This window comes from Nonomuraea spiralis (assembly GCF_014648435.1).
GTDB classification, from domain to species: domain Bacteria; phylum Actinomycetota; class Actinomycetes; order Streptosporangiales; family Streptosporangiaceae; genus Nonomuraea; species Nonomuraea spiralis.
The window spans coordinates 233738-251734 of sequence record NZ_BMRC01000011.1 but is presented as its reverse complement, the minus strand read 5'-3'; the positions used below and the strand labels follow the sequence as shown (position 1 = coordinate 251734).

Below are 17997 nucleotides of genomic sequence, written 5' to 3'. Positions count from 1 at the left end.
CTACTTGTCGGAGATGGCCTGCTGGCCCTTGGCGGCGAGGACCTCGTTGAGGACCTTGAGGTCGTAGATGCCGTTCAGGTCGACCGGGTCGAGGAGGCCGACCTTCGTCGCGTGCTCGGCGCTGCCCACCAGCGACGAGGCGATCGGGTCGTTGGTGAAGGTGATGTTCTTGAACGCGCTGTCGAGCACCTCGGGCTTGAGAGCCTTGCCGGTGAGCTTCTGCAGGGCGGCGTTGGCGGTCTGCGCGGCGCCGGCCGGGTCCTTGGCGATGACGTCGTTGGCCTCGACGTGCGCCTCGATCAGCTTCTTGAGCAGGTCGGGGTGCTCCTTGGCCCACTCCTGGCGGACGATGAGGTGGGTGATCACGAACTGCTTGTTCGGCCACAGGTCACGCTCGTCCACCAGCACCTTGCCGCCGCTCTCCTTGATCAGGCGGCTGGCGAACGGCTCGGGCACCCAGGCGCCGTCGATGTCGCCGGTGGCGAAGGTCTGGATGGTCTGGGAGTTCTCCTGGGGCACGATCGAGACCTCGCCACCGCCCTTGGTGTCGGTCTTGATGCCCTTCTCCGTCAGCCAGTAGCGCAGGGCGACGTCCTGGGTGTTGCCGAGCTGCGGCGTGGCGATCTTCTTGCCCTTGAGGTCCTCCACCGAGTTGATCCCGGGCTTGACCACGAGGAACACGCCGCCGGACGCCGCGCCCGCGACGATCTTGATGGCCTGGCCCTTCGACTTCGACCAGGCGTTGATGGCCGGGTTGGGGCCGACATAGGTGGCGTCGATGGCGCCGGAGAACACGGCCTCGATCGCGGCCGGACCGGCGTTGAACGTGCTGGTCCTGGGCGCGGTGCCGAGGTACTTGGTGAAGATGCCCTTCTCCACGCCGACCAGGGCGGTGGCGTGGGTGATGTTGGGGAAGAAGCCGAGACGCACCTGCGTCGTGTCGGCCCCTCCGCTCTTCGCGCCGGTGTCCGCAGGGCTGCCGCTGCCCCCACAGGCGGCCGCCATGGTCGTGAGCGCCAGGGCGGCCAGGGTGGCCACCGTTACGCGAACCCTGCGAGCGTTCATTGCTTCTCCCTATTTCCCACTTATTTAGTGGCTTTAGAGTGTTTATAGGAGGAAGGGAGGAGGCCCGTCAAGCCCACCGAGGGTCACAGACTCGCCACGAAAGGCAGCCGCCCGCCGGCGTTCACCCCTTCTGGCGCGGCAGGCCCGGCGGGTTGATCCTGGACTCGGGCACCGCCTCGTTGCCCAGCCCCCACCGGTCGAGCACCTGCTGGTACGTGCCGTTCCTGATCACCGTGTTCAGCGCCTCGCCGACCGGCCCGATCAGGCCGTTGCCCTTCTTCGTCATCGCCGCGATGAGCCCCTGGAGGCCCGGCCCGGCGCCCGAGGCGGTGCCCACGATCCTGGAGTCCCCGCTGATCGCGACGTTGTAGGCGATGGTCGGATTGGGCCCGAAGTACGCCTGGACGCGCCCCGACTTCAGCGCGAGCAGCACGTCGCCGTACTTCTGGTAGTAGAGGATCTCGACCGGTCTGCGGCCGGCCTTCCTGTTCTGCTCGTCCCAGTCGAGCAGGATCTTCTCCTGGTTGGTGCCCGAACGGACCGAGACGCGCAGCCCGGCGATGTCGGCCGGTACGGAGATCTTCCTGATCGGGCTGGAGCCGGGCACCTGCCAGCCGAGCTGATCGACGCGGTACGTCGCGAAGTCGTAGACGTCCTTGCGCTCCTCGGTGACGGTGACGTTGTTGAGGACGAGCTCGTACTTGCCGGACCTGGCGCCGAGGAACAGGTTCTCCCAGGACGACCGCTCCGACCACAGCTCCAGGCCCAGCACGTCGGCCACGAGCTGGGCGAGGTCGGTCTCCACGCCGATCAGCGTGGTGTCGTCACTGGCCGGGAAGACCAGCGGCGGCGTGCCGTCGCCGCCGCTGAAGCCGACGGTGAGCAGGCCGTCCCGCGCGATCTCGGCGGGCACCCGGGCGGCGATGCCCGCGACCTCGGCGGTGCGCACCCGCTTCTGGTCGGGACCGGTGTCGATGGTGCGCCCGGCGGGGGCGGGGACGGCCTCGGGGACGAGCGCGGGCTCGCCCGCGCAGGCGGCGGCGGACAGGAGCAGCAGGAGTGCGGGCACGGCGATGAGACGCATGGCGGTTCCTTGGGTCAGAGGACCTTGCCGATGAAGGCGCGGGTGCGTTCGTGACGCGGGGCGTCCAGGACCTGGGCGGCCGGGCCGCGCTCGACGATGCGGCCCTCGTCCATGAACACGACGGTGTCGGCCACCTCGCGCGCGAAGCCGAGCTCGTGCGTGACGACGATCATGGTGGTGCCGCTGCGGGCCAGGTCCTTCATGACCTCCAGGACCTCGCCGACGAGCTCGGGGTCGAGCGCGGAGGTGGGCTCGTCGAACAGCACCACCTTGGGCTCCAGGGCCAGCGCCCTTGCGATGGCGACGCGCTGCTGCTGGCCGCCGGAGAGCGTGCGCGGATAGGCCGCGGCCTTGTCGGCCAGGCCGACCCGGTCGAGCAGGCGGGCGGTCAGCTCGGCCACCTCGGCGCGCGGGCGGCGCTGGGCCGACAGCGGGGCCTCGGCGATGTTCTGGCTGACGGTCAGGTGGGGGAAGAGGTTGAAGTTCTGGAAGACGAAGCCGATGCCGGCCCGTTGGCGGAGGATGTCGCGTTCGGGCAGCTCGTACAGCCTGTCGCCGGACCGGCGGTAGCCCAGCAGCTCGCCGTCGACCGTGACCGTCCCGCGTTCGATCTTTTCCAGGTGATTGATCACGCGTAGCAGGGTGGACTTGCCCGAGCCGGACGGGCCGAGCACCACCGTCACCTCGCCCTGACGTACGCGCAGGTCGATGCCCTTGAGCACGTGCAGCGCGCCGAAGCTCTTGTGCACGCCGGCCAGCTCGACCATCATGAGCGGCCCCTGCCGTAGTGGCGTTCCAGGAAGTGTTGCCCGATCGAGAGCGTGGTCGTCAGGACGAGGTACCAGATGGTCGCGACCAGCAGCAGCGCCATCACCCTGCCGTTGCGGTTGTAGATCACCTGCACCTGGTAGAACAGCTCGGGCAGGGCCATGATGTAGACCACCGAAGTGCCCTTGACCAGGCCCACGATCTCGTTTCCGGCGTTCGGCACGATCGTCCGCATGGCCTGCGGGAGGATGATCCGGAACAGTCTGCGGACCCTCGGGATGCCCAGTGCCGCCGCGGCCTGCCGCTGGCCGGGATCGACCGACAGCAGGCCGCCGCGGACGATCTCGGCGGCGTAGGCGGCCTGGTGCAGCGAGAGCCCGAGCGCGGCGGCGGTGAGCGGCCCGATCAGGTCCATCGTCCCGACGTCGAAGAAGGCGGGCCCGAACGGCACCCCGAACGACAACCTCGGGTACAGCAGCGCCAGGTTGTACCAGAACAGCAGTTGCAGGATCAGCGGCACCGACCGGAACAACCACACGTACCCCCACGCCACCGACGACAACAGCCGGTTGGGCGACAGGCGCATGAGGGCGAGCACCGTGCCGAGCGCGAACCCGAGCCCGATGCCGAGCGCGGTCAGCTCCAGCGTGAGCAGCACCGAACGCACCACCGAGGGCGCGAACAGGTACGCCCCGACGACGTCCCACTCCCACGCCGGGTTGGTGACCAGGGCGTTGGCCGCCATCGCCAGCAGCACCAGCACGCCGAGCGCGGCCAGCAGGCGTGACGGATGGCGGGCGGTCACGACCTTCGGCGCGGGCTCCTGCCGTCCGGCCGCCGGGACGGCCTCGGCCGTGTCATGCAGCGTCATGGTCCGCACGCGCGGCGTCGCGCCTGGCCACTTCCGCGCGGACGAGCGGGATCACGTGGCGGCCGAAGTCGACGGCGTCGTCCAGGATGGCGTAGCCGCGGGCCGAGAGGATCTCCACACCCAGGTCGTAGTAGTCGAGCAGGGCCTGCGCCACGGTCTCCGGGGTGCCGACGAGGGCCGTCGAGTTGCCCGCGCCGCCGGTGGCCGCCGCGGTGGGCGTCCACAGGGCGCGGTCGTGCCGCTCGCCCCTGGCGGCCACCTCCAGAAGCCGTTGCGACCCGGCGTTCTGCGGCGGTCCCGCGGGACGCCGCCGCGGGTTCGCGCCGGCCTGCCGCAGGTCGCCCAGGATCCGGTACGCCTTCTCCCAGGCCAGTTCCTCGGTGGGCGCGATGATCGGCCGGAAGGCCACCTGGATGCGCGGCACGTCGGAACGCCCGGCCGCGCGGGCCGCCTCCTTGACCGCCTCGATCTGCTGCGCGGTCTCGGCCAGCGGCTCGCCCCACAGGCAGTAGACGTCGGCCTCGGCCCCGCCCGCCGCGTACGCCGCCGGCGAGGAGCCCCCGAACGAGACCTGTGGCCGCGGCTGCTGGACCGGGAATACGTCGGAGACGAAGTCCCTGAAGGAGTAGTGGGCGCCCTCGTGGTCGAACGGCTCCCTGGAGGTCCAGCCGCGCTTGACGATCCGGATGTACTCCCGCGTCCGGGCGTACCGATCGTCCTTGGTCAGGCGGTCGCCCTCCCTGCCCTGCTCGTGGTCGTTGCCGCCGGTGATGAAGTGCACGGTCAGGCGGCCGTCGCTGATCTGGTCGAGGGTGGCGAAGGTCTTGAGCGCGTACGTCGGGTAGGACACGTTCGGCCGGTGGGCCAGCAGGATCCGCAGGTCCTCGACCCGGCTCGCGACGTAGGCGGCGACCTGGGCGGGGTCGGGCGCGCCGGAGCCGTAGGCGAACAACACCCGGTCCCAGCCGTACTCCTGGTGGGCCCGTGCGAGCCTGAGCGTGTACTGCTTGTCGAAGGACGGGCCCGAGCGGGGCGTGGTCTCCGAGCCGTCGTTGGTGCCGCCGATACCGAGAAACTCCACAGGCATGTCGAGCCCTTTCTCGCGTCCGTGAACGCCCTTCACCCCAGCACGGTGATCGTATTCCGTCAAGCCCTACCAATTTAGTTGGTTTTTATTTACGGTGGAGGCGTACGGAAGGAAGGACACCATGCCATCCCTGACCATCACCCCCGTCGCAGGCCGTATAGGCGCCGAGATCACCGGCGTGCGGCTCGGCGGCGACCTGCACCCCGACGTCGTCGCCGAACTCCGCCAGGCCCTCCTCACCCACAAAGTGATCTTCCTGCGCGGTCAGGACCACCTCGACGAGCAGGGCCAGGTGGGCTTCGCCCGGCTGATCGGCGAGCCGACCGCCGCCCACCCGACCGTCCCCGCGCTGCACGGCAACGCCCACATCCTCGACCTCGACTACAGCAACGGCCACAAGGTCGACCGCTGGCACACCGACGTGACCTTCGTGGACCGGCCGCCGCTGGCCTCGGTGTTGCGGGCGGTCATCGTGCCGGAGGCCGGCGGCGACACGTTGTGGGCCAACACCGTCAGCGCGTACGAACATCTGCCCGTCGAGCTGCGCGACCTGCTCGACCGGCTGCGCGCCGTCCACACCAACCAGTACGACTACGTCCGCGCGGCCACCGTGGACGAGCGGGCCCGCGAGCACGCCGAGGTGTTCACCTCCACGCTGTTCGAGACCGAGCACCCGGTGGTACGCGTGCACCCGGAGACCGGGGAACGCTCGATCCTGCTCGGCGACTTCGCCAAGCGCCTGAGCGGGCTGTCCGCGCACACGTCCGGCTCGGTCATCCGGCTGGTCCAGGAGCACGTCACCGAGGTGGAGAACACCGTGCGCTGGCGCTGGTCGCCCGGTGACGTGGCGATCTGGGACAACCGGGCCACCCAGCACCGCGTGGTGCACGACTTCGGCGACCGTCCTCGCCGCCTGCACCGCGTCACGATCGCCGGGGACGTCCCGGTGGGCGTGGACGGCCGTGCCAGCACCGTGCTGTCCGGGGACGCCGCCGCCTACTCGCCGATCGCCGCCTGACCCTCCACCGGGCCGCCCCGGCCGCGAACGTCGCCGTGGCCGGTGCACGCGATCGGCGTCAACCGTGCGGGCGGGGTTGGCTGGGCCCCGCCCGCACGTTCCACCCCCCACGAAAGGCACGTACATGAGCACCGACGAATCCCCCACCGCACGCGAGAGCCGCGTCGCGATCAGCGAGGACTGGGCCGCCACGGCCGTCGGCCTGATCCTGCTCGTCCTCGTCCTCACCGGCGTCGTCCCCGTCGGGCTGGTGCCCTGATGAGCGCCGGAACCGCCACCAGGGACCGCCTCACCTGGCAGGAGACGGCGCTCGGCGTTCTGGTCGTCCTCGTGCTGGCCGCCGCCACGCGTTTCCTGGAGAAGGGCGTACCGGGCTGGTTCCCGGACTCCGGCCTGGCCAAGGCCGTCGAGTTCCCGGTCTACGCGATCGCCCTCGGGCTGCTCGGCAACGCGCTGCTCACCGCCACCGGCCTGCGGGACCGGCTGGCCGGCGGGTTCCGCACGGAGTTCTTCATCAAGACCGGGCTGGTCCTGCTCGGCGCCTCCATCAACCTCAAGGTCATCGTGACCGCCGCCGGGCCGGCCGTGCTCCAGGCGATCGTGCTGATCAGCGCGGTGTTCCTGTTCACCTGGTGGCTCGGCGGCCGGCTCGGGCTGGACGACCGGCTGCGCGCGCTGCTGTCGTCGGCCGTGTCGATCTGCGGGGTCAGCGCCGCCATCGCGGCGGCGGGGGCCGTACAGGCCAGGAAGGAGCAGCTCGCCTACAGCGCGAGCCTGGTGATCGCGTTCGCGCTGCCGTCGATCTTCATCCTGCCCGCGCTCGCCTCGCTGTTCGGGCTCTCGCCCGAGGTCGCGGGGGCCTGGATCGGCGGCAACATCGACACCACCGCCGCCGTCACGGCGGCGGGCACGATCGCGGGCGAGGACGCCCTGGCCATCGCCACGATCGTCAAGGTCACCCAGAACGCGCTCATCGGCGTCGTCGTGGTCGTGCTGACCGCCTGGTTCGCCTTCCGCGTCGAGCGCCGGGCCGACGCCGAACGGCCCGGCCTGATCGAGTTGTGGCGGCGTTTCCCGAAGTTCGTGCTCGGGTTCGTGGCCGCGTCGGTGATCGCGACCTGGTGGCTCACGACCGTCCCGGCCGCCGAGGGCAAGGCGGTCATCGGGGTCGCCAACGACCTGCGGACCTGGTTCCTGATCCTGGCGTTCGTCAGCATCGGGCTGGAGTTCCGGGTGTCGGCGCTGCGGGAGGCCGGGTGGCGGCCGGTCGTCGTGTTCGCCACCGCGACCGTGGTCAACGTGGTCGTCGCGCTGGCCCTGGCCCTGGCCCTGTTCTCCGGCTTCACGGCCGGCTGAGGGCCGGCCCCGCCTTCGGGGGGCGGGGCCGTCCTGCTACGCGACGGGCAGCCCGGCGGGGTCCGCCACCCGCACGATCGAGCCGCTGATCTCCTGCGGGTTGCGGATCAGGTTGAGGATCGGGCACACCCGTTCGACCTCGGCGTGCAGCCTGGCCAGGTCCTCGTCGGAGGCGGGCGAGGCGATCTGCACCTCGTAGGCGAAGTTGTGCGGGTGGACCGGGACGCCCTGGTCGCCCGGGAGCTGGGCCCTCGGGTCGTACTCGGCGCGTACGTCCACCTCCAGGGAGTCGATCGGCACCTCCAGCTCGGCCGCCTTGATCAGGAAGATGTGGGTGACACAGCTTCCCAGCACGCCGGCCTGCAACTCCGGCGAGCCGGGGCCGAGGTCGTAGCCGGCGAAGTCGGGGCCGCTGTCGCTGATGATCTGGAAGTCCCTGATCCTGATCCGCCGGATCCCGCTGCGGCCCTCGGCCGTGACGTGGGCGTGCAGCGGCACCGGGCCGTTCGACGGGGCCTCGCGGCGGGCCAGCAGGGCGGCGCGCTTGTGCGCCAGGTACTCGCGAAGGGTGCTCATTGGTCTTTCTCTCTCGAAGGGTTCAGCTCAGGGTCACGTGGCCGAGCGGCGTGTCGATCACGGCCCGCAGACGGGCCTCGGGCCCCTCGGAGACGTCGAGCGTCACGCCGAGCGCGGCCAGGTCGCGCCGCAGCGCCTCGGGGTCGGGATGGACGGCGGCGAAGGAGACCAGGCCGACCTGCGGGAGGTCCGTGGCGGCCGGGTGGGTGGTCGTGCCCCAGTCGATGAGGAAGGGCACGGGCCGGACCGCCGCCGGGTCCTCGCGCCGGGTGAGCCGCCACTCCAGCAGCTCCCCCGACGGCGTACGCCGGGACAGCGGCTGCACGTCGCCGGGGTCGTAACCGCGCTCGCGGGCCAGCTCCACGGTCTTGTCGATGTCCTCGGGATGCACGGCCCAGGCGGCCAGGCGCGGCTCGGTCAGCGTCTCCAGCCCGAACGCGCGCGGCCGCACATCGGCCTCCGGGTCCGGCCCGATGATCTCCAGGTACTCGGTGGGCCCGAAGCGCACCAGGTAGTTGGCGGTGCCGCCGGGGTGGCTGCCGCCCGCGACCGGCCGTACCCCGGTGCGCGCGGCGAAGTCCTCGACCCCCGCGAGCAGGTCGGGAACGGCGTAGACGAGGTGGTCGAGGTGACGGTCGGTCATCGGTGGTCCTCCGGTTCTCCGAGTGAGAGCATGAGCCGGTTCGCCCAGTTGAAGAAGGCGGCGGCGTGGATGGTGTCGCTGATCGCCAGGTCGTCGAGCCCGGCCGCGCGCAGCGCCGCGATGTGCTCGGGCCCGAACTCGACGGGCGTCGCGGCGAGCGCGACCGAGGCGTCGATGACGGCCCGCCAGCGGCCTTCCTGCGGCGCGTCCACGCCGTCGTCGAGCAGCCGCTGCACGTCCTCGTGGCGCTTGGAGTGGTGCGCGGCGAAGCGGGCGTGCACCGACGCGCAGAACACGCAGCCGTTGCGCCGCGAGGTGGCGGTCGCGGCCAGCTCGCGCTCGGCGCGCGGCAGGCCGCCGTCGGCGTTGTAGAAGATGTCGTTGTCGGTCTTGGTACGCGCGTGCAGGATCTCGGGGTCGCGGGCCAGCAGCAGGAAGTACGGCGACGACGCCCGTGCCCGATCGACCAGCGCCTCGTAGTGGGCCTCGGTCAGCTCCTCCGGCGCGAGCGGCGGCAGCCAGGGCTTCCAGCCGAGCTGTTCCTGGGTGAATCCGGTCGTCATGCCGCGACCTCCGCGTTCAGCAGCCGGAGCCCGCCGACCACGCGTACCTGGAAGGCGAGGAAGGCGACGAGCTGCGACAACGTCACCACGCCCGTGGGGCCCCAGCCCGCCGCGGCCAGCGCCTCCAATGCCTGCCCGCTCGCCTCGCGCGGCCGGAAGACCAGCAGGTGCGCGTGCTCGAACGCGGCGGTGAGCCGGACGCCCAGATTGCCGGGTTCGCGCACCTGGTAACGCAGGCCCTCGTCGCTCTCGGCGGCCAGCGGCGCGGGATAGACCCCGTACGGGCCCGCGGTGGCGCCCGCCTCGATCTCGGCCTCGACGGCCTTGAGCAGGCCGGGGGCCAGGTCGGCGAGCCGGTCGGCGTAGAAGCCGGCGACGACGGCGTCGCGGTGGAGTCCGGCCACGAAGGCCGCGACGGCGTCGCGTTCGACGAGGGGGACCTCGCCCTCCTCGTCGGGCGTGAACAGCGCGTCGAAGCCGCGCTGGGCGTGCTCGCGCGCGGCCGGCCGCAGGTCGCGCAGCTTGTCCAGGCGGGAGCCCGGTCTTATCCCGGCCAGATGGTCGATGACGTCGTTGATCATGTCGAGCTCATTTCGGTGGAGGGGAGCCAGCCGAGCGCGGGCGCGACCTCGGTCGCCAGCAACTCGATGGAACGCAGGACGAGCGGATGCGGCGGGTCCACCGAGTGCACCTGGAAGACCAGGTCGGTGGCCCGTTCGAGGGTCGGGTCGGCGCGCAGGCTGTCGATGACGTCCTGCGGGGTGCCCACGTGCACGTCGAAGGCGGCGATGCGGCTGTCGAGGTCGTCGGCGGGCAGCTCCCACGGCAGCCGGCCGCGGCCGAGGCCCAGCTCGGCCAGGCGCAGCGCCTCGGCGCGGCTGTCGGCCACGAACGCGGTCCGCGAGGCCACGATGCGCGGGACGGCGCCCTCGGGCAGGTTCTCGTGGTACGCGTCCACGATCGGCCGCTGGAGATCGGCCAGCGTCGCCTGGGGATCGTCGGCCGGCCGCGGCTGCGTGCGCGACAACATGAGCCCGTTGCCCGCCCGGCCCGCGCGTGCTCCCCCGGAGGCCGAGAACGTCGCCTCCCAGATCGCGCCGAGCAGCCTGGGCGCGGGCGGGTAGAGCCGGCTGCCGCCGCCCAGGTCCTCGCCCGACCAGGCCCTGACCAGCACCGACAGGTGCTCGGCGTACAGGGTGGCGCGGTCCGCGCTGTCGTGCCCGAACGGCCCGAACGACGACGGCGTGCCGCCGCTGCCGACGCCGACCTCTAGCCGCCCGCCGGTGAGCAGGTCGAGCACGGCGGTGTCCTCGGCCACCCGTACCGGATGCTCTAGGGGCAGCGTGATGATGCCGGTGCCGAGGCGGATGCGGCTGGTCCTGGCCGCCACGTGGGCGAGGAAGACCAGCGGCGCGGGCAGCCCGCCCTCCGCGCCGTCGAAGTGGTGCTGCGCCACCCAGGCGGTGTCGAACCCGAACGACTCCGCGTGCGCGATCTGCTCGGCGGCCAGCCGGTAGCGCTCCGCCGGGGGCGCCTCGTCCAGGACCCGGGTGAAGAAGCCGAGCCTCATCGGACCGGCTCCGGGATGGCGGCGAGCAGCTCGCGGGTGTAGTCGTCGGCCGGGTCGGTGAAGACCCGCCGGGTGGATCCTGATTCCACGATGCGTCCTTTGTTCATGACGGAGACGGTGTGCGAGATCTGCCGCACCACCGCCAGGTCGTGCGAGATGAAGAGGTAGGTCAGGCCGAGGTCGCGCTGGAGCTGTTCGAGCAGGTCGAGGATCTGCGCCTGGACCGTGACGTCGAGCGCCGAGACGGCCTCGTCGAGGACGAGCACCTCCGGGCCGGCGGCCAGCGCGCGGGCGATCGCCACCCGCTGCCGCTGCCCGCCCGACAACTCGCGCGGCCTGCGGGACAACACGTCCTCGGGCAGCGCCACCCGGTCCAGGAGCTCCCGCGCGCGGGCCCGGCGGGCGGCCCGGTCGCCGAACCGGAAGTTGCGCAACGGCTCCTCCACGATGTCGGCGACCGCCTGCCGGGGGTCCAGCGACCCGTACGGGTTCTGGTGCACGAGCTGGACGTGGCGGCGGAAGCCGCGGCCCTCGGGCGCCCCGGCGACGGTGACCGTGCCCGAGGTGGGCTCGGCGAAGCGTACGACCATGCGCGCGGTGGTGGTCTTGCCGGAGCCCGACTCCCCCACGAGCGCGTGCGTGGTGCCGCGCGGCACCTCGAACGAGACGCCGTCCACGGCCCGGAAGGCCCGCGGCCCGGACCGGAACTCCTTGACCAGGTCGCGCACCACGATCGCGGGCTCGGCCGCCACCGGCTCGCGGAAGGGACGGGCCGACAGCGCGGGGGCGTCGCGCAGCAGCCGCCCGGTGTAGGCCGCGGCGGGCGCCGCCAGGATCTCCCTGGTCGGGCCCTGCTCCTCGACGCGGCCGTCCTTCATGACGACCAGCCGGTCCGAGCGGCTCGCGGCCACGCCGAGGTCGTGGGTCACCAGCAGCACGGCCGTGCCGAACTCGGCGCGCAGGTCGTCGATGAGGTCCAGGATGCGCCGCTGCACGGTGACGTCCAGGGCGCTGGTGGGCTCGTCGGCGATGATCAGACGGGGTTCGAGGGCGACGGCGATGGCGATCAGCACGCGCTGCCGCATGCCGCCGGACAGCTCGTGCGGGTACTGGCGGGCCCGCGTCTCCGGGTCGGGCAGGCCGACGCGGGTGAGCAGCTCGACGACCCGGCGCCGCACGGCGGCCCGGTCGCCGCGCTTGTGGATGCGCAACACCTCGGCGATCTGCGCCCCGACCGTCTTGACCGGGTCGAGCGAGTTGGACGGATCCTGCGGGACCAGCCCGATCTGCGCCCCGCGTACGGACTCCATCCGCCGCGGCGACCAGGTGGCCAGGTCGTTCTCCCCCAGCAGGACACGGCCGCCGTCGAGGGAGGCGTTGCGCGGCAGCAGGCCGATGATCGAGTGCGCGGTCGTGGTCTTGCCGGACCCCGACTCGCCCACGACCGCGACGACCTCGCCCGGCTCGACGGTGAAGGAGACGCCCCGGACCGCCGGGCGGCCGTCGTAGGAGACCGCGAGGTCGCGGACGTCGAGCAGGCTCACGAGGACTCCTTGGCGATCGAGCGGCTGATCCGGCCGGCGGCGAGCACGACCGCGACCACCACGGCCCCGGGCAGCGTGGTCAGCCACCACGAGGTGGCCAGGTAGTTGCGGCCCTCGGCGATGAGCAGGCCCCACTCGGGCGTGGGCGGCTCGGCGCCGTAGCCGAGGAAGCCGAGCGTCGAGATGGCCAGGATGGCCACGCCGAACTGGAGCGCGGCCAGCGCGATGACCGGACCGAGGGAGTTGGGCAGCACGTGCCGCCACAACACGGCGGGGAAACGCCCGCCGCTGCCGAAGGCGGCCTCGACGTAGTCCGTACGGCGCACCCGCACGACCTCGGCCCGCGACAGCCGGGCGAACGCGGCGACCGAGCCGATCCCGACCGCGACGGCCACGTTCACCGTGCCGGGACCGAGCAGGATGATCACGACCAGGGCCAGGAGCAGCCCGGGGACCGACAGCAGCACGTCCACGACCCGCATGACGGCGGCGTCGAGCACCCCGCCCGCCGACCCGGCCAGCAGCCCGAGCAGCGTGCCGAGCAGCAGGCCGACCGCGACGGCGACGAACGCCCCCGACAGCGAGTGCACGGCTCCGTACACCACCCGCGCGAACACGTCGCGCCCGACGGCGTCGGTGCCGAACAGGTGCTGCCCGCTCGGCGCCCGCAACTTCTCGACCGGTACGCCGGCGATCGGGTCGTAGCCGGTGAACAGGCCGGGGACGACCGCCCACAGCAGCACCACGGCGATCACCGTCCAGGACAGGATCAGGCCGGCCCTCACGACGCCGCCTTCAGGCGCGGGTCGAGCACCGGGAACAACACGTCCACCACCAAGTTGACCAGGACGAACACCGCCGCGGCGAGCACCACGACGGCCAGCATCACCGGCGTGTCCTGCGCGGTCACGGCCTGCTCGGTGAGCCGGCCGACGCCGTTGCGGCCGAAGACCGTCTCCGTCACGACCGAGCCCGCGATCAGCTCGCCGAACGTCAGGCCCGCCACGGTCAGCGTCGGCAGCACGGCGTTGCGGGCCACGTGCCGCCACAGGATCCACCAGCGGGTCGCGCCCTTGGCCGCGATCACCGGCACGAACGGCTGCGCGTACACCTGGTCGATGCCGCGCGCCAGCACCTGCGCGATGGGCGCGGAGATCGGCACCGCCAGCGTCAGCACGGGCAGGACGAGCTGTTGCAGCTCACTGCCCCCGATGACCGGCACCAGCCGCAGCCGGAACGAGAACACCTGGATCAGCAGGATCCCCAGCCAGAACGCCGGGACCGAGATGAACAACGACGGCACCGACAGCAGGGCCCCGCGCAGCCACGACGTCCTGCTGTAGCTCGCCACGAAGGCGATGACCACGGCGAGCAGCACCGCCAGGACGAACGCCGCCGAGGCCAGCCGGGCCGTCTCGGGCAACGCCTCGCCCAGGCGCTCGACCACCGGGGCGCCGGTGTCGATCGAGTAGCCGAAGCCGCCGGACAGGAAGCCGGACAGGGTGCGGAAGTACTCGGCGACGGGCGAGCCGCCGCTGTAGTACGCCCGGATCTCGGCGATCTGCTGCGGCGACAGGCCGAGCTCCGGGTTCTGGAACTTGATCAGGATCGAGTCGCCGGGCAGCAGTTGCAGCAGCGCGTAGCTCGCCGTGAAGGCGGCCCACAACACCAGCACCGCCTGCCCGGCCCTCGTCAGGACGTACCTGGTCATTGCTGGGTCTTCCAGGTCGAGTAGAACCACGGGCGGGCGACCGCCTCGAAGGCCACACCCTGGACGTACGGCGCGCCGCCGTACACCTGGGGCTCCTCGAACAGGGGGATGGCGTAGCCCTGGTCGATCACGTACCGCTGGATCTCGCCGACCTTGGCGTTGCGCTTGGCGTTGTCGGGCTCGGCGGACTCCTCCTCCAGCAGGCTGTCGAGCTTCTTGTCCTTGGAGAGGATGACGTCACGGTTCTGGCTGTGGAAGTGGCTCTTGATCACGTCCTGGTCGGCGCGGCCGACCATGCTGTGGGCGACACCGGTCTTCTCGGCGTCCTTGATGTCGACGGCCTGGGTCCCGGCGTCGGCGGGACGGATCTCCAGTTGCACGCCGAGCTTGGCCCACTGCTGGCCGACGAGTTCGAGTGTCTGCTTGGACAGCGGCTGCGGGCCGGCGACGAAGACCCCGAGCCGCAGCTTGGCGCCGTCCTTCTCCCGGACGCCGTCGGCGCCCTTGGCCCAGCCCGCCTTGTCGAGCAGGGCGTTCGCCTTGGCGGGGTCGTAGACCAGGTCCTTCGACAGGTCGGCGTACCCCTGGGCGAGGTGGCTGAGCACCGAGGTGGCGCGCGGGTAGCTCGCGGTGAACAGGGTGTCGACGACCTCCTTGACGTCGGTGCCCGCCTGGAGCGCCTTGCGCACGTCGAGGTCCTTCAGGATGCTGTTGGACGGCCGCAGGTACAGGCCGTTGTTCACACCCCTGGTCGGCTCGGCGTAGATCTGGAAGCCGGCGTCCTTGACGGTCTTCTCGTCGTACGCCTGGACGTAGCGTACGAAGTCGGCCTGACCGGACGTCAGCGCACCGACCCGCACGTTGTCCTCGGGCGTGACGATGATCTTGATCTCGTCCAGGTACGCCCGCCCCTGGTGCTTGGAGGACGGCGGCGCCCAGTTGTAGTCCTTGCGCGCGGCCAGGTCGATCTCCTTGTCGACGACCTGGTTCTTCAGCGTGAAGGGCCCCGAGCCGACGATGTTCTTGAGCTGGCACTGCTGCTCGTACGGCAGCGAGATCGTCTTCTTCGACACCAGCCCCGCCCCGATGACCGAGGTGCCCTGGAGGAACCCGGGCGAGGGCTTCTTGAAGTGGAACTTCACGGTCAGCGGGTCGACGACCTCGCTGCGCTCGTAGTTGTTGACGAACTCGGCGACGGGCAGCTTGAGCGCGGTGTCACCGAGGCCGTAGACGTCGAAGTTGGCCGCGACGGTGGCGGCGTCGAGCGGGCTGCCGTCGCTGAAGGTCACGCCCTGGCGCAGGTGGAAGGTGTACTCGGTGGCGTCCTCGTTCACCTCCCACTTGGTGGCGATCCACGGCTCGATCTCCAGCGTCTGCGGGTTCTGCCAGGTCAGCTTGTCGGTGATCTGGTTGAGGATGCCGCCGTTGGGATAGAAGCCGGCGGCCGGCAGGTAGAGGCAGGTGGGCGGCTGGTGCTCCAGGTAGGTCAGCGTGCCGCCGTAGACCGGCTGACCACTGGTCGGGGCCACGCCGGCAGCACCCCCTTGACCGCCACAGGCGCCGAGGAGCCCCACGACGGCGAGCATGACGGCTGCGGTGCGCAAGTTGGATGAGGACATGGGGGTACTGCCTTTCAGACAAAACATACCTAAAAAGTAGGAAAAGGCTACAGCAATCGTGGGACCGAAGCCACCAGGGCCCTCGTGTAGTCGTGCCGCGGCCGGGTGAACACCTCGCCGACCTCGCCCTCCTCGACGACCTGGCCGTCCTTCATGACCAGTACGCGGTCGCTGACGTGGTGCACGACACCCAGGTCGTGTGAGATGAACAACATCGCCGTACCGTCCTCGGCCTGGATGTCGGCGAGCAGGTCGAGCACCTGCGCCTGGATCGAGACGTCGAGGGCGGAGACCGGCTCGTCGCAGACCAGCACGTCCGGGCGCGGGCCCAGGGCCCGCGCGATGGCGACGCGCTGACGCTGCCCGCCCGACAACTCCCGGGGACGGCGGCCGGCCGCCTCTGGGGGCAGGCCCACGCGGGCCAGCAGGTCGAGCACGCGGGCCCGGCGCTCGCCGGGCGGCAGCCGTAACGGCTCGGCGACCAGGCGGCCGACGGTGTGGCGGGGGTCGAAGGAGTCCAGCGGGTTCTGGGAGACGAGCTGGATCCTCGGCCGCAGCGGGCGGCGGCGGCTCTCGGGCAGGTCGCTCCACGGGCGTCCGTGCAGGCTGACCCGGCCGCCGTCGGGCTCCAGCAGGGCCAGGGCCAGCCGGGCGAGCGTGGTCTTGCCGGAGCCGGACTCGCCGACCACCCCCAGGGTCTCGCCCTCGTGCAAGGTGAAGGAGACGTGGTCCACCACGACCCGCCGCCCGTACGAGCGGGTGAGGTCCGTACCGGCCAGCACCTGCGCGTACGGGTCCGGCTCGCGTACGGCGATCGGCGGGCCGCCGGTGAGCCGGGTGCCCCGGGAGGCGGCCGAGGGCACGGCGGCCAGCAGCGCGCGCGTGTACTCGTGCGCGGGCGCGCCCAGGACGTCCCGGGTCCGGCCTTCCTCGACGACCAGGCCGTCCTTCATGACCAGGATGCGGTCGGCGATCGAGGACACGACGGCCAGGTCGTGGCTGATCAGCAGCAACGCCGTACCGGCCGCCTTGCGTTCGGCCAGCAGCCGCAGGATCTGGGCCTGCACGGTGACGTCGAGCGCCGTGGTGGGCTCGTCGGCGATGATCAGCCGGGGGTCGGCCGCGATGGCCGAGGCGATCAGCACGCGTTGCCGCAGCCCGCCCGAGAGCTGGTGCGGGCGCTGTCCGGCGCGCAGGGCGGGCTCGGGCACGCCGGCCGCCGCCAGCAGGTCGAGCACCCGTTCCGCGCGCCGGGCGCGGGGCACGACGTCGTGCGTGGCCAGCACCTCGGCGATCTCCGCGCCCACGGTGCGCAGCGGGTCGAGCGAGACGAGCGCGTCCTGGAGCACCAGCCCGGCGAACCGGCCGCGCAGCCGCCGCCACTCCCGCTCGCCGAACGCGAGCGCGTCCTGACCGGCGACCGTGAACGAGGACGCCGACACGGCCGAGCCGGGCCCGGTCAGCCCGAGCAGGGTACGCGCGGTGACGCTCTTGCCCGACCCCGACTCCCCCACGATCGCCACGCACTCGCCGGCGGCGACCGACAACGAGATCCCGTGCACGACCTCGGCCCCGCCGAAGCTCACCCGCAATCCCTCGACGGCGACGAGCGCGGCCGAGGACGCGGGCTCGGGTGGTGCGGCGGGCGCGGTGTCCTCGCCCCGGACGGCGGTCATGAGCTTCTCCCCTCGAAGCGGCGCTGGAACCGGCGTCCCACGACGGTCAGGCAGACCACGGTCAGCGTGATCGCGATGCCCGGGAACAGCGCCTCCCACCAGGCGACACGCAGGTAGTTGCGGCCCTCGGAGAGCATCGCCCCCCATTCGGCGGCGGGCGGCTGCGGCCCCATCCCGAGGAAACTGAGCCCCGAGCCCGCGATGACCGCCGTGCCGAGCCCGATCGTGGCCAGCACGGGGATGGGTCCGAGCACGTTCGGCAGCACGTGCCCGAACGTGATCGCCAGGCGGCCGCGGCCGAACGTGCGCGCCTGCTCCACGTAGCCCGAGTGGCGCACCACGAACGTCTGGGCGCGGATCACCCGGGCGTAGTTGGGGATCTGCGCGACGGCGATCGCGAAGATCACGTTGACCGTGCCCGGCCCGGTGATCGCCACGACGAGCAGGGCGAGCAGCAGCTCGGGCAGCGTGGACAACACGTCGAACGACCGGGCCAGGGCCTCGTCCAGCCATTTCGGCGACAACCCGGCGGCCAGGCCGAGCAGCACGCCGGCGACGACCGCGAGCACGGTAGCGCCGACGCCGATGCTGATCGAGTGCCGGGCGCCGTGCACGACCCGGGAGAGCACGTCCCGGCCGAGATGGTCGGCGCCGAGCGGGTGCGCGCCGCCCGGCGGGGACAACGCGCCGAGCGGGTCGGCGGCCAGCGGGTCGACCCCGGTGAGCAGTTCGGGCGCCAGCACGGCCAGCGCCAGCACGGCGAGGAACAGGACCGGCACGGCCACCCGGAGCCCGGCACGGGCCGGACGGCGGCGCGGCAGCACGACAACGGGCGCGCCCATCGCC

General features: G+C 71.8%; 19 protein-coding genes. 3 read left to right on the top strand and 16 right to left on the bottom strand.

Translation table 11 applies throughout. From position 1 onward, the window contains the following. The 5 genes from IEZ27_RS27595 to IEZ27_RS27575 form a co-directional block, all read right to left on the bottom strand. Entirely contained in the window at positions 1-1065 is a 1065-nt protein-coding gene (locus tag IEZ27_RS27595) for an ABC transporter substrate-binding protein (RefSeq protein WP_189649897.1), read from the bottom strand. Positions 1066-1186: 121 nt separating this feature from the next. Further along, on the bottom strand, positions 1187-2149 hold the full coding sequence (locus IEZ27_RS27590) for an ABC transporter substrate-binding protein (protein ID WP_189649896.1): 963 nt from the start codon (positions 2147-2149) through the stop codon (positions 1187-1189). A 14-nt stretch (positions 2150-2163) separates the two neighbouring features. Further along, positions 2164-2919, bottom strand: coding sequence for an amino acid ABC transporter ATP-binding protein (locus tag IEZ27_RS27585; RefSeq protein ID WP_379478571.1), 756 nt, complete (start codon positions 2917-2919; stop codon positions 2164-2166). Next, entirely contained in the window at positions 2916-3788 is an 873-nt protein-coding gene (locus IEZ27_RS27580) for an amino acid ABC transporter permease (RefSeq protein WP_189649895.1), read from the bottom strand. The genes IEZ27_RS27585 and IEZ27_RS27580 overlap by 4 nt, the downstream gene beginning before the upstream one ends. Then, entirely contained in the window at positions 3775-4875 is a 1101-nt protein-coding gene (locus IEZ27_RS27575) for an LLM class flavin-dependent oxidoreductase (protein WP_189649894.1), read from the bottom strand. The genes IEZ27_RS27580 and IEZ27_RS27575 overlap by 14 nt, the downstream gene beginning before the upstream one ends. 121 nt (positions 4876-4996) lie before the next feature. On the opposite strand from IEZ27_RS27575, the gene IEZ27_RS27570 reads away from it, so the two are divergent. From IEZ27_RS27570 to IEZ27_RS27565, 3 genes are all read left to right on the top strand, one after another. Continuing rightward, the gene (locus IEZ27_RS27570) at positions 4997-5893 is read left to right on the top strand and encodes a TauD/TfdA dioxygenase family protein (RefSeq protein WP_189649893.1); all 897 of its coding nucleotides are present in this window, start codon (positions 4997-4999) and stop codon (positions 5891-5893) included. A gap of 124 nt (positions 5894-6017) precedes the next feature. Then, positions 6018-6152: a hypothetical protein gene (locus IEZ27_RS55050; RefSeq protein WP_268246088.1), complete on the top strand. Its 135-nt coding sequence runs from the start codon at positions 6018-6020 to the stop codon at positions 6150-6152. After that, positions 6152-7249, top strand: a complete 1098-nt coding sequence (locus IEZ27_RS27565; protein ID WP_189649892.1) for a YeiH family protein — start codon at positions 6152-6154, stop codon at positions 7247-7249. Before IEZ27_RS55050 ends, IEZ27_RS27565 begins: the two co-directional genes overlap by 1 nt. 36 nt (positions 7250-7285) lie before the next feature. Here the strand turns inward: IEZ27_RS27565 and IEZ27_RS27560 are convergent, their stop codons facing one another. The 11 genes from IEZ27_RS27560 to IEZ27_RS27510 form a co-directional block, all read right to left on the bottom strand. After that, complete coding sequence (locus IEZ27_RS27560; protein WP_125632116.1) at positions 7286-7825, bottom strand: OsmC family protein; 540 nt, start codon at positions 7823-7825, stop codon at positions 7286-7288. 22 nt (positions 7826-7847) lie between these two features. Beyond that, positions 7848-8468: a VOC family protein gene (locus IEZ27_RS27555; RefSeq protein WP_189649891.1), complete on the bottom strand. Its 621-nt coding sequence runs from the start codon at positions 8466-8468 to the stop codon at positions 7848-7850. Further along, positions 8465-9031 carry an alkylhydroperoxidase domain protein gene (locus IEZ27_RS27550; protein WP_125632120.1) on the bottom strand — a complete coding sequence of 189 codons (567 nt, stop codon included), beginning with the start codon at positions 9029-9031 and terminating at the stop codon, positions 8465-8467. The genes IEZ27_RS27555 and IEZ27_RS27550 overlap by 4 nt, the downstream gene beginning before the upstream one ends. Next, positions 9028-9612, bottom strand: a complete 585-nt coding sequence (locus IEZ27_RS27545; RefSeq protein WP_189649890.1) for a CMD domain protein — start codon at positions 9610-9612, stop codon at positions 9028-9030. The genes IEZ27_RS27550 and IEZ27_RS27545 overlap by 4 nt, the downstream gene beginning before the upstream one ends. Further along, a complete protein-coding gene (locus IEZ27_RS27540) occupies positions 9609-10601 on the bottom strand; it encodes a putative FMN-dependent luciferase-like monooxygenase (RefSeq protein WP_189649889.1) in 993 nt (330 codons plus the stop codon). Before IEZ27_RS27540 ends, IEZ27_RS27545 begins: the two co-directional genes overlap by 4 nt. Next, complete coding sequence (locus IEZ27_RS27535) at positions 10598-12145, bottom strand: dipeptide ABC transporter ATP-binding protein (protein WP_189649888.1); 1548 nt, start codon at positions 12143-12145, stop codon at positions 10598-10600. The genes IEZ27_RS27540 and IEZ27_RS27535 overlap by 4 nt, the downstream gene beginning before the upstream one ends. After that, a complete protein-coding gene (locus IEZ27_RS27530; RefSeq protein WP_125632127.1) occupies positions 12142-12930 on the bottom strand; it encodes an ABC transporter permease in 789 nt (262 codons plus the stop codon). Before IEZ27_RS27530 ends, IEZ27_RS27535 begins: the two co-directional genes overlap by 4 nt. Then, entirely contained in the window at positions 12927-13856 is a 930-nt protein-coding gene (locus IEZ27_RS27525; protein WP_189649887.1) for an ABC transporter permease, read from the bottom strand. The genes IEZ27_RS27530 and IEZ27_RS27525 overlap by 4 nt, the downstream gene beginning before the upstream one ends. After that, positions 13853-15385: a TIGR04028 family ABC transporter substrate-binding protein gene (locus tag IEZ27_RS27520; protein WP_229824389.1), complete on the bottom strand. Its 1533-nt coding sequence runs from the start codon at positions 15383-15385 to the stop codon at positions 13853-13855. The genes IEZ27_RS27525 and IEZ27_RS27520 overlap by 4 nt, the downstream gene beginning before the upstream one ends. Before the next feature lie 137 nt (positions 15386-15522). Beyond that, on the bottom strand, positions 15523-17151 hold the full coding sequence (locus IEZ27_RS27515; protein ID WP_189649885.1) for a dipeptide ABC transporter ATP-binding protein: 1629 nt from the start codon (positions 17149-17151) through the stop codon (positions 15523-15525). Continuing rightward, complete coding sequence (locus IEZ27_RS27510; RefSeq protein ID WP_189649884.1) at positions 17148-17993, bottom strand: ABC transporter permease; 846 nt, start codon at positions 17991-17993, stop codon at positions 17148-17150. The genes IEZ27_RS27515 and IEZ27_RS27510 overlap by 4 nt, the downstream gene beginning before the upstream one ends. Positions 17994-17997: the final 4 nt, after the last annotated feature.

Coding starts and splice junctions, on each gene's coding strand:
- IEZ27_RS27565 (WP_189649892.1), top strand. CDS start 6,152: ATGAGCGCCGGAACCGCCACCAGGGACCGCCTCACCTGGCAGGAGACG.
- IEZ27_RS27595 (WP_189649897.1), bottom strand. CDS start 1,065: ATGAACGCTCGCAGGGTTCGCGTAACGGTGGCCACCCTGGCCGCCCTG.
- IEZ27_RS27580 (WP_189649895.1), bottom strand. CDS start 3,788: ATGACGCTGCATGACACGGCCGAGGCCGTCCCGGCGGCCGGACGGCAG.
- IEZ27_RS27510 (WP_189649884.1), bottom strand. CDS start 17,993: ATGGGCGCGCCCGTTGTCGTGCTGCCGCGCCGCCGTCCGGCCCGTGCC.
- IEZ27_RS27570 (WP_189649893.1), top strand. CDS start 4,997: ATGCCATCCCTGACCATCACCCCCGTCGCAGGCCGTATAGGCGCCGAG.
- IEZ27_RS27560 (WP_125632116.1), bottom strand. CDS start 7,825: ATGAGCACCCTTCGCGAGTACCTGGCGCACAAGCGCGCCGCCCTGCTG.
- IEZ27_RS27525 (WP_189649887.1), bottom strand. CDS start 13,856: ATGACCAGGTACGTCCTGACGAGGGCCGGGCAGGCGGTGCTGGTGTTG.
- IEZ27_RS27515 (WP_189649885.1), bottom strand. CDS start 17,151: ATGACCGCCGTCCGGGGCGAGGACACCGCGCCCGCCGCACCACCCGAG.
- IEZ27_RS27555 (WP_189649891.1), bottom strand. CDS start 8,468: ATGACCGACCGTCACCTCGACCACCTCGTCTACGCCGTTCCCGACCTG.
- IEZ27_RS27575 (WP_189649894.1), bottom strand. CDS start 4,875: ATGCCTGTGGAGTTTCTCGGTATCGGCGGCACCAACGACGGCTCGGAG.
- IEZ27_RS27540 (WP_189649889.1), bottom strand. CDS start 10,601: ATGAGGCTCGGCTTCTTCACCCGGGTCCTGGACGAGGCGCCCCCGGCG.
- IEZ27_RS27545 (WP_189649890.1), bottom strand. CDS start 9,612: ATGATCAACGACGTCATCGACCATCTGGCCGGGATAAGACCGGGCTCC.
- IEZ27_RS55050 (WP_268246088.1), top strand. CDS start 6,018: ATGAGCACCGACGAATCCCCCACCGCACGCGAGAGCCGCGTCGCGATC.
- IEZ27_RS27550 (WP_125632120.1), bottom strand. CDS start 9,031: ATGACGACCGGATTCACCCAGGAACAGCTCGGCTGGAAGCCCTGGCTG.
- IEZ27_RS27585 (WP_379478571.1), bottom strand. CDS start 2,919: ATGATGGTCGAGCTGGCCGGCGTGCACAAGAGCTTCGGCGCGCTGCAC.
- IEZ27_RS27590 (WP_189649896.1), bottom strand. CDS start 2,149: ATGCGTCTCATCGCCGTGCCCGCACTCCTGCTGCTCCTGTCCGCCGCC.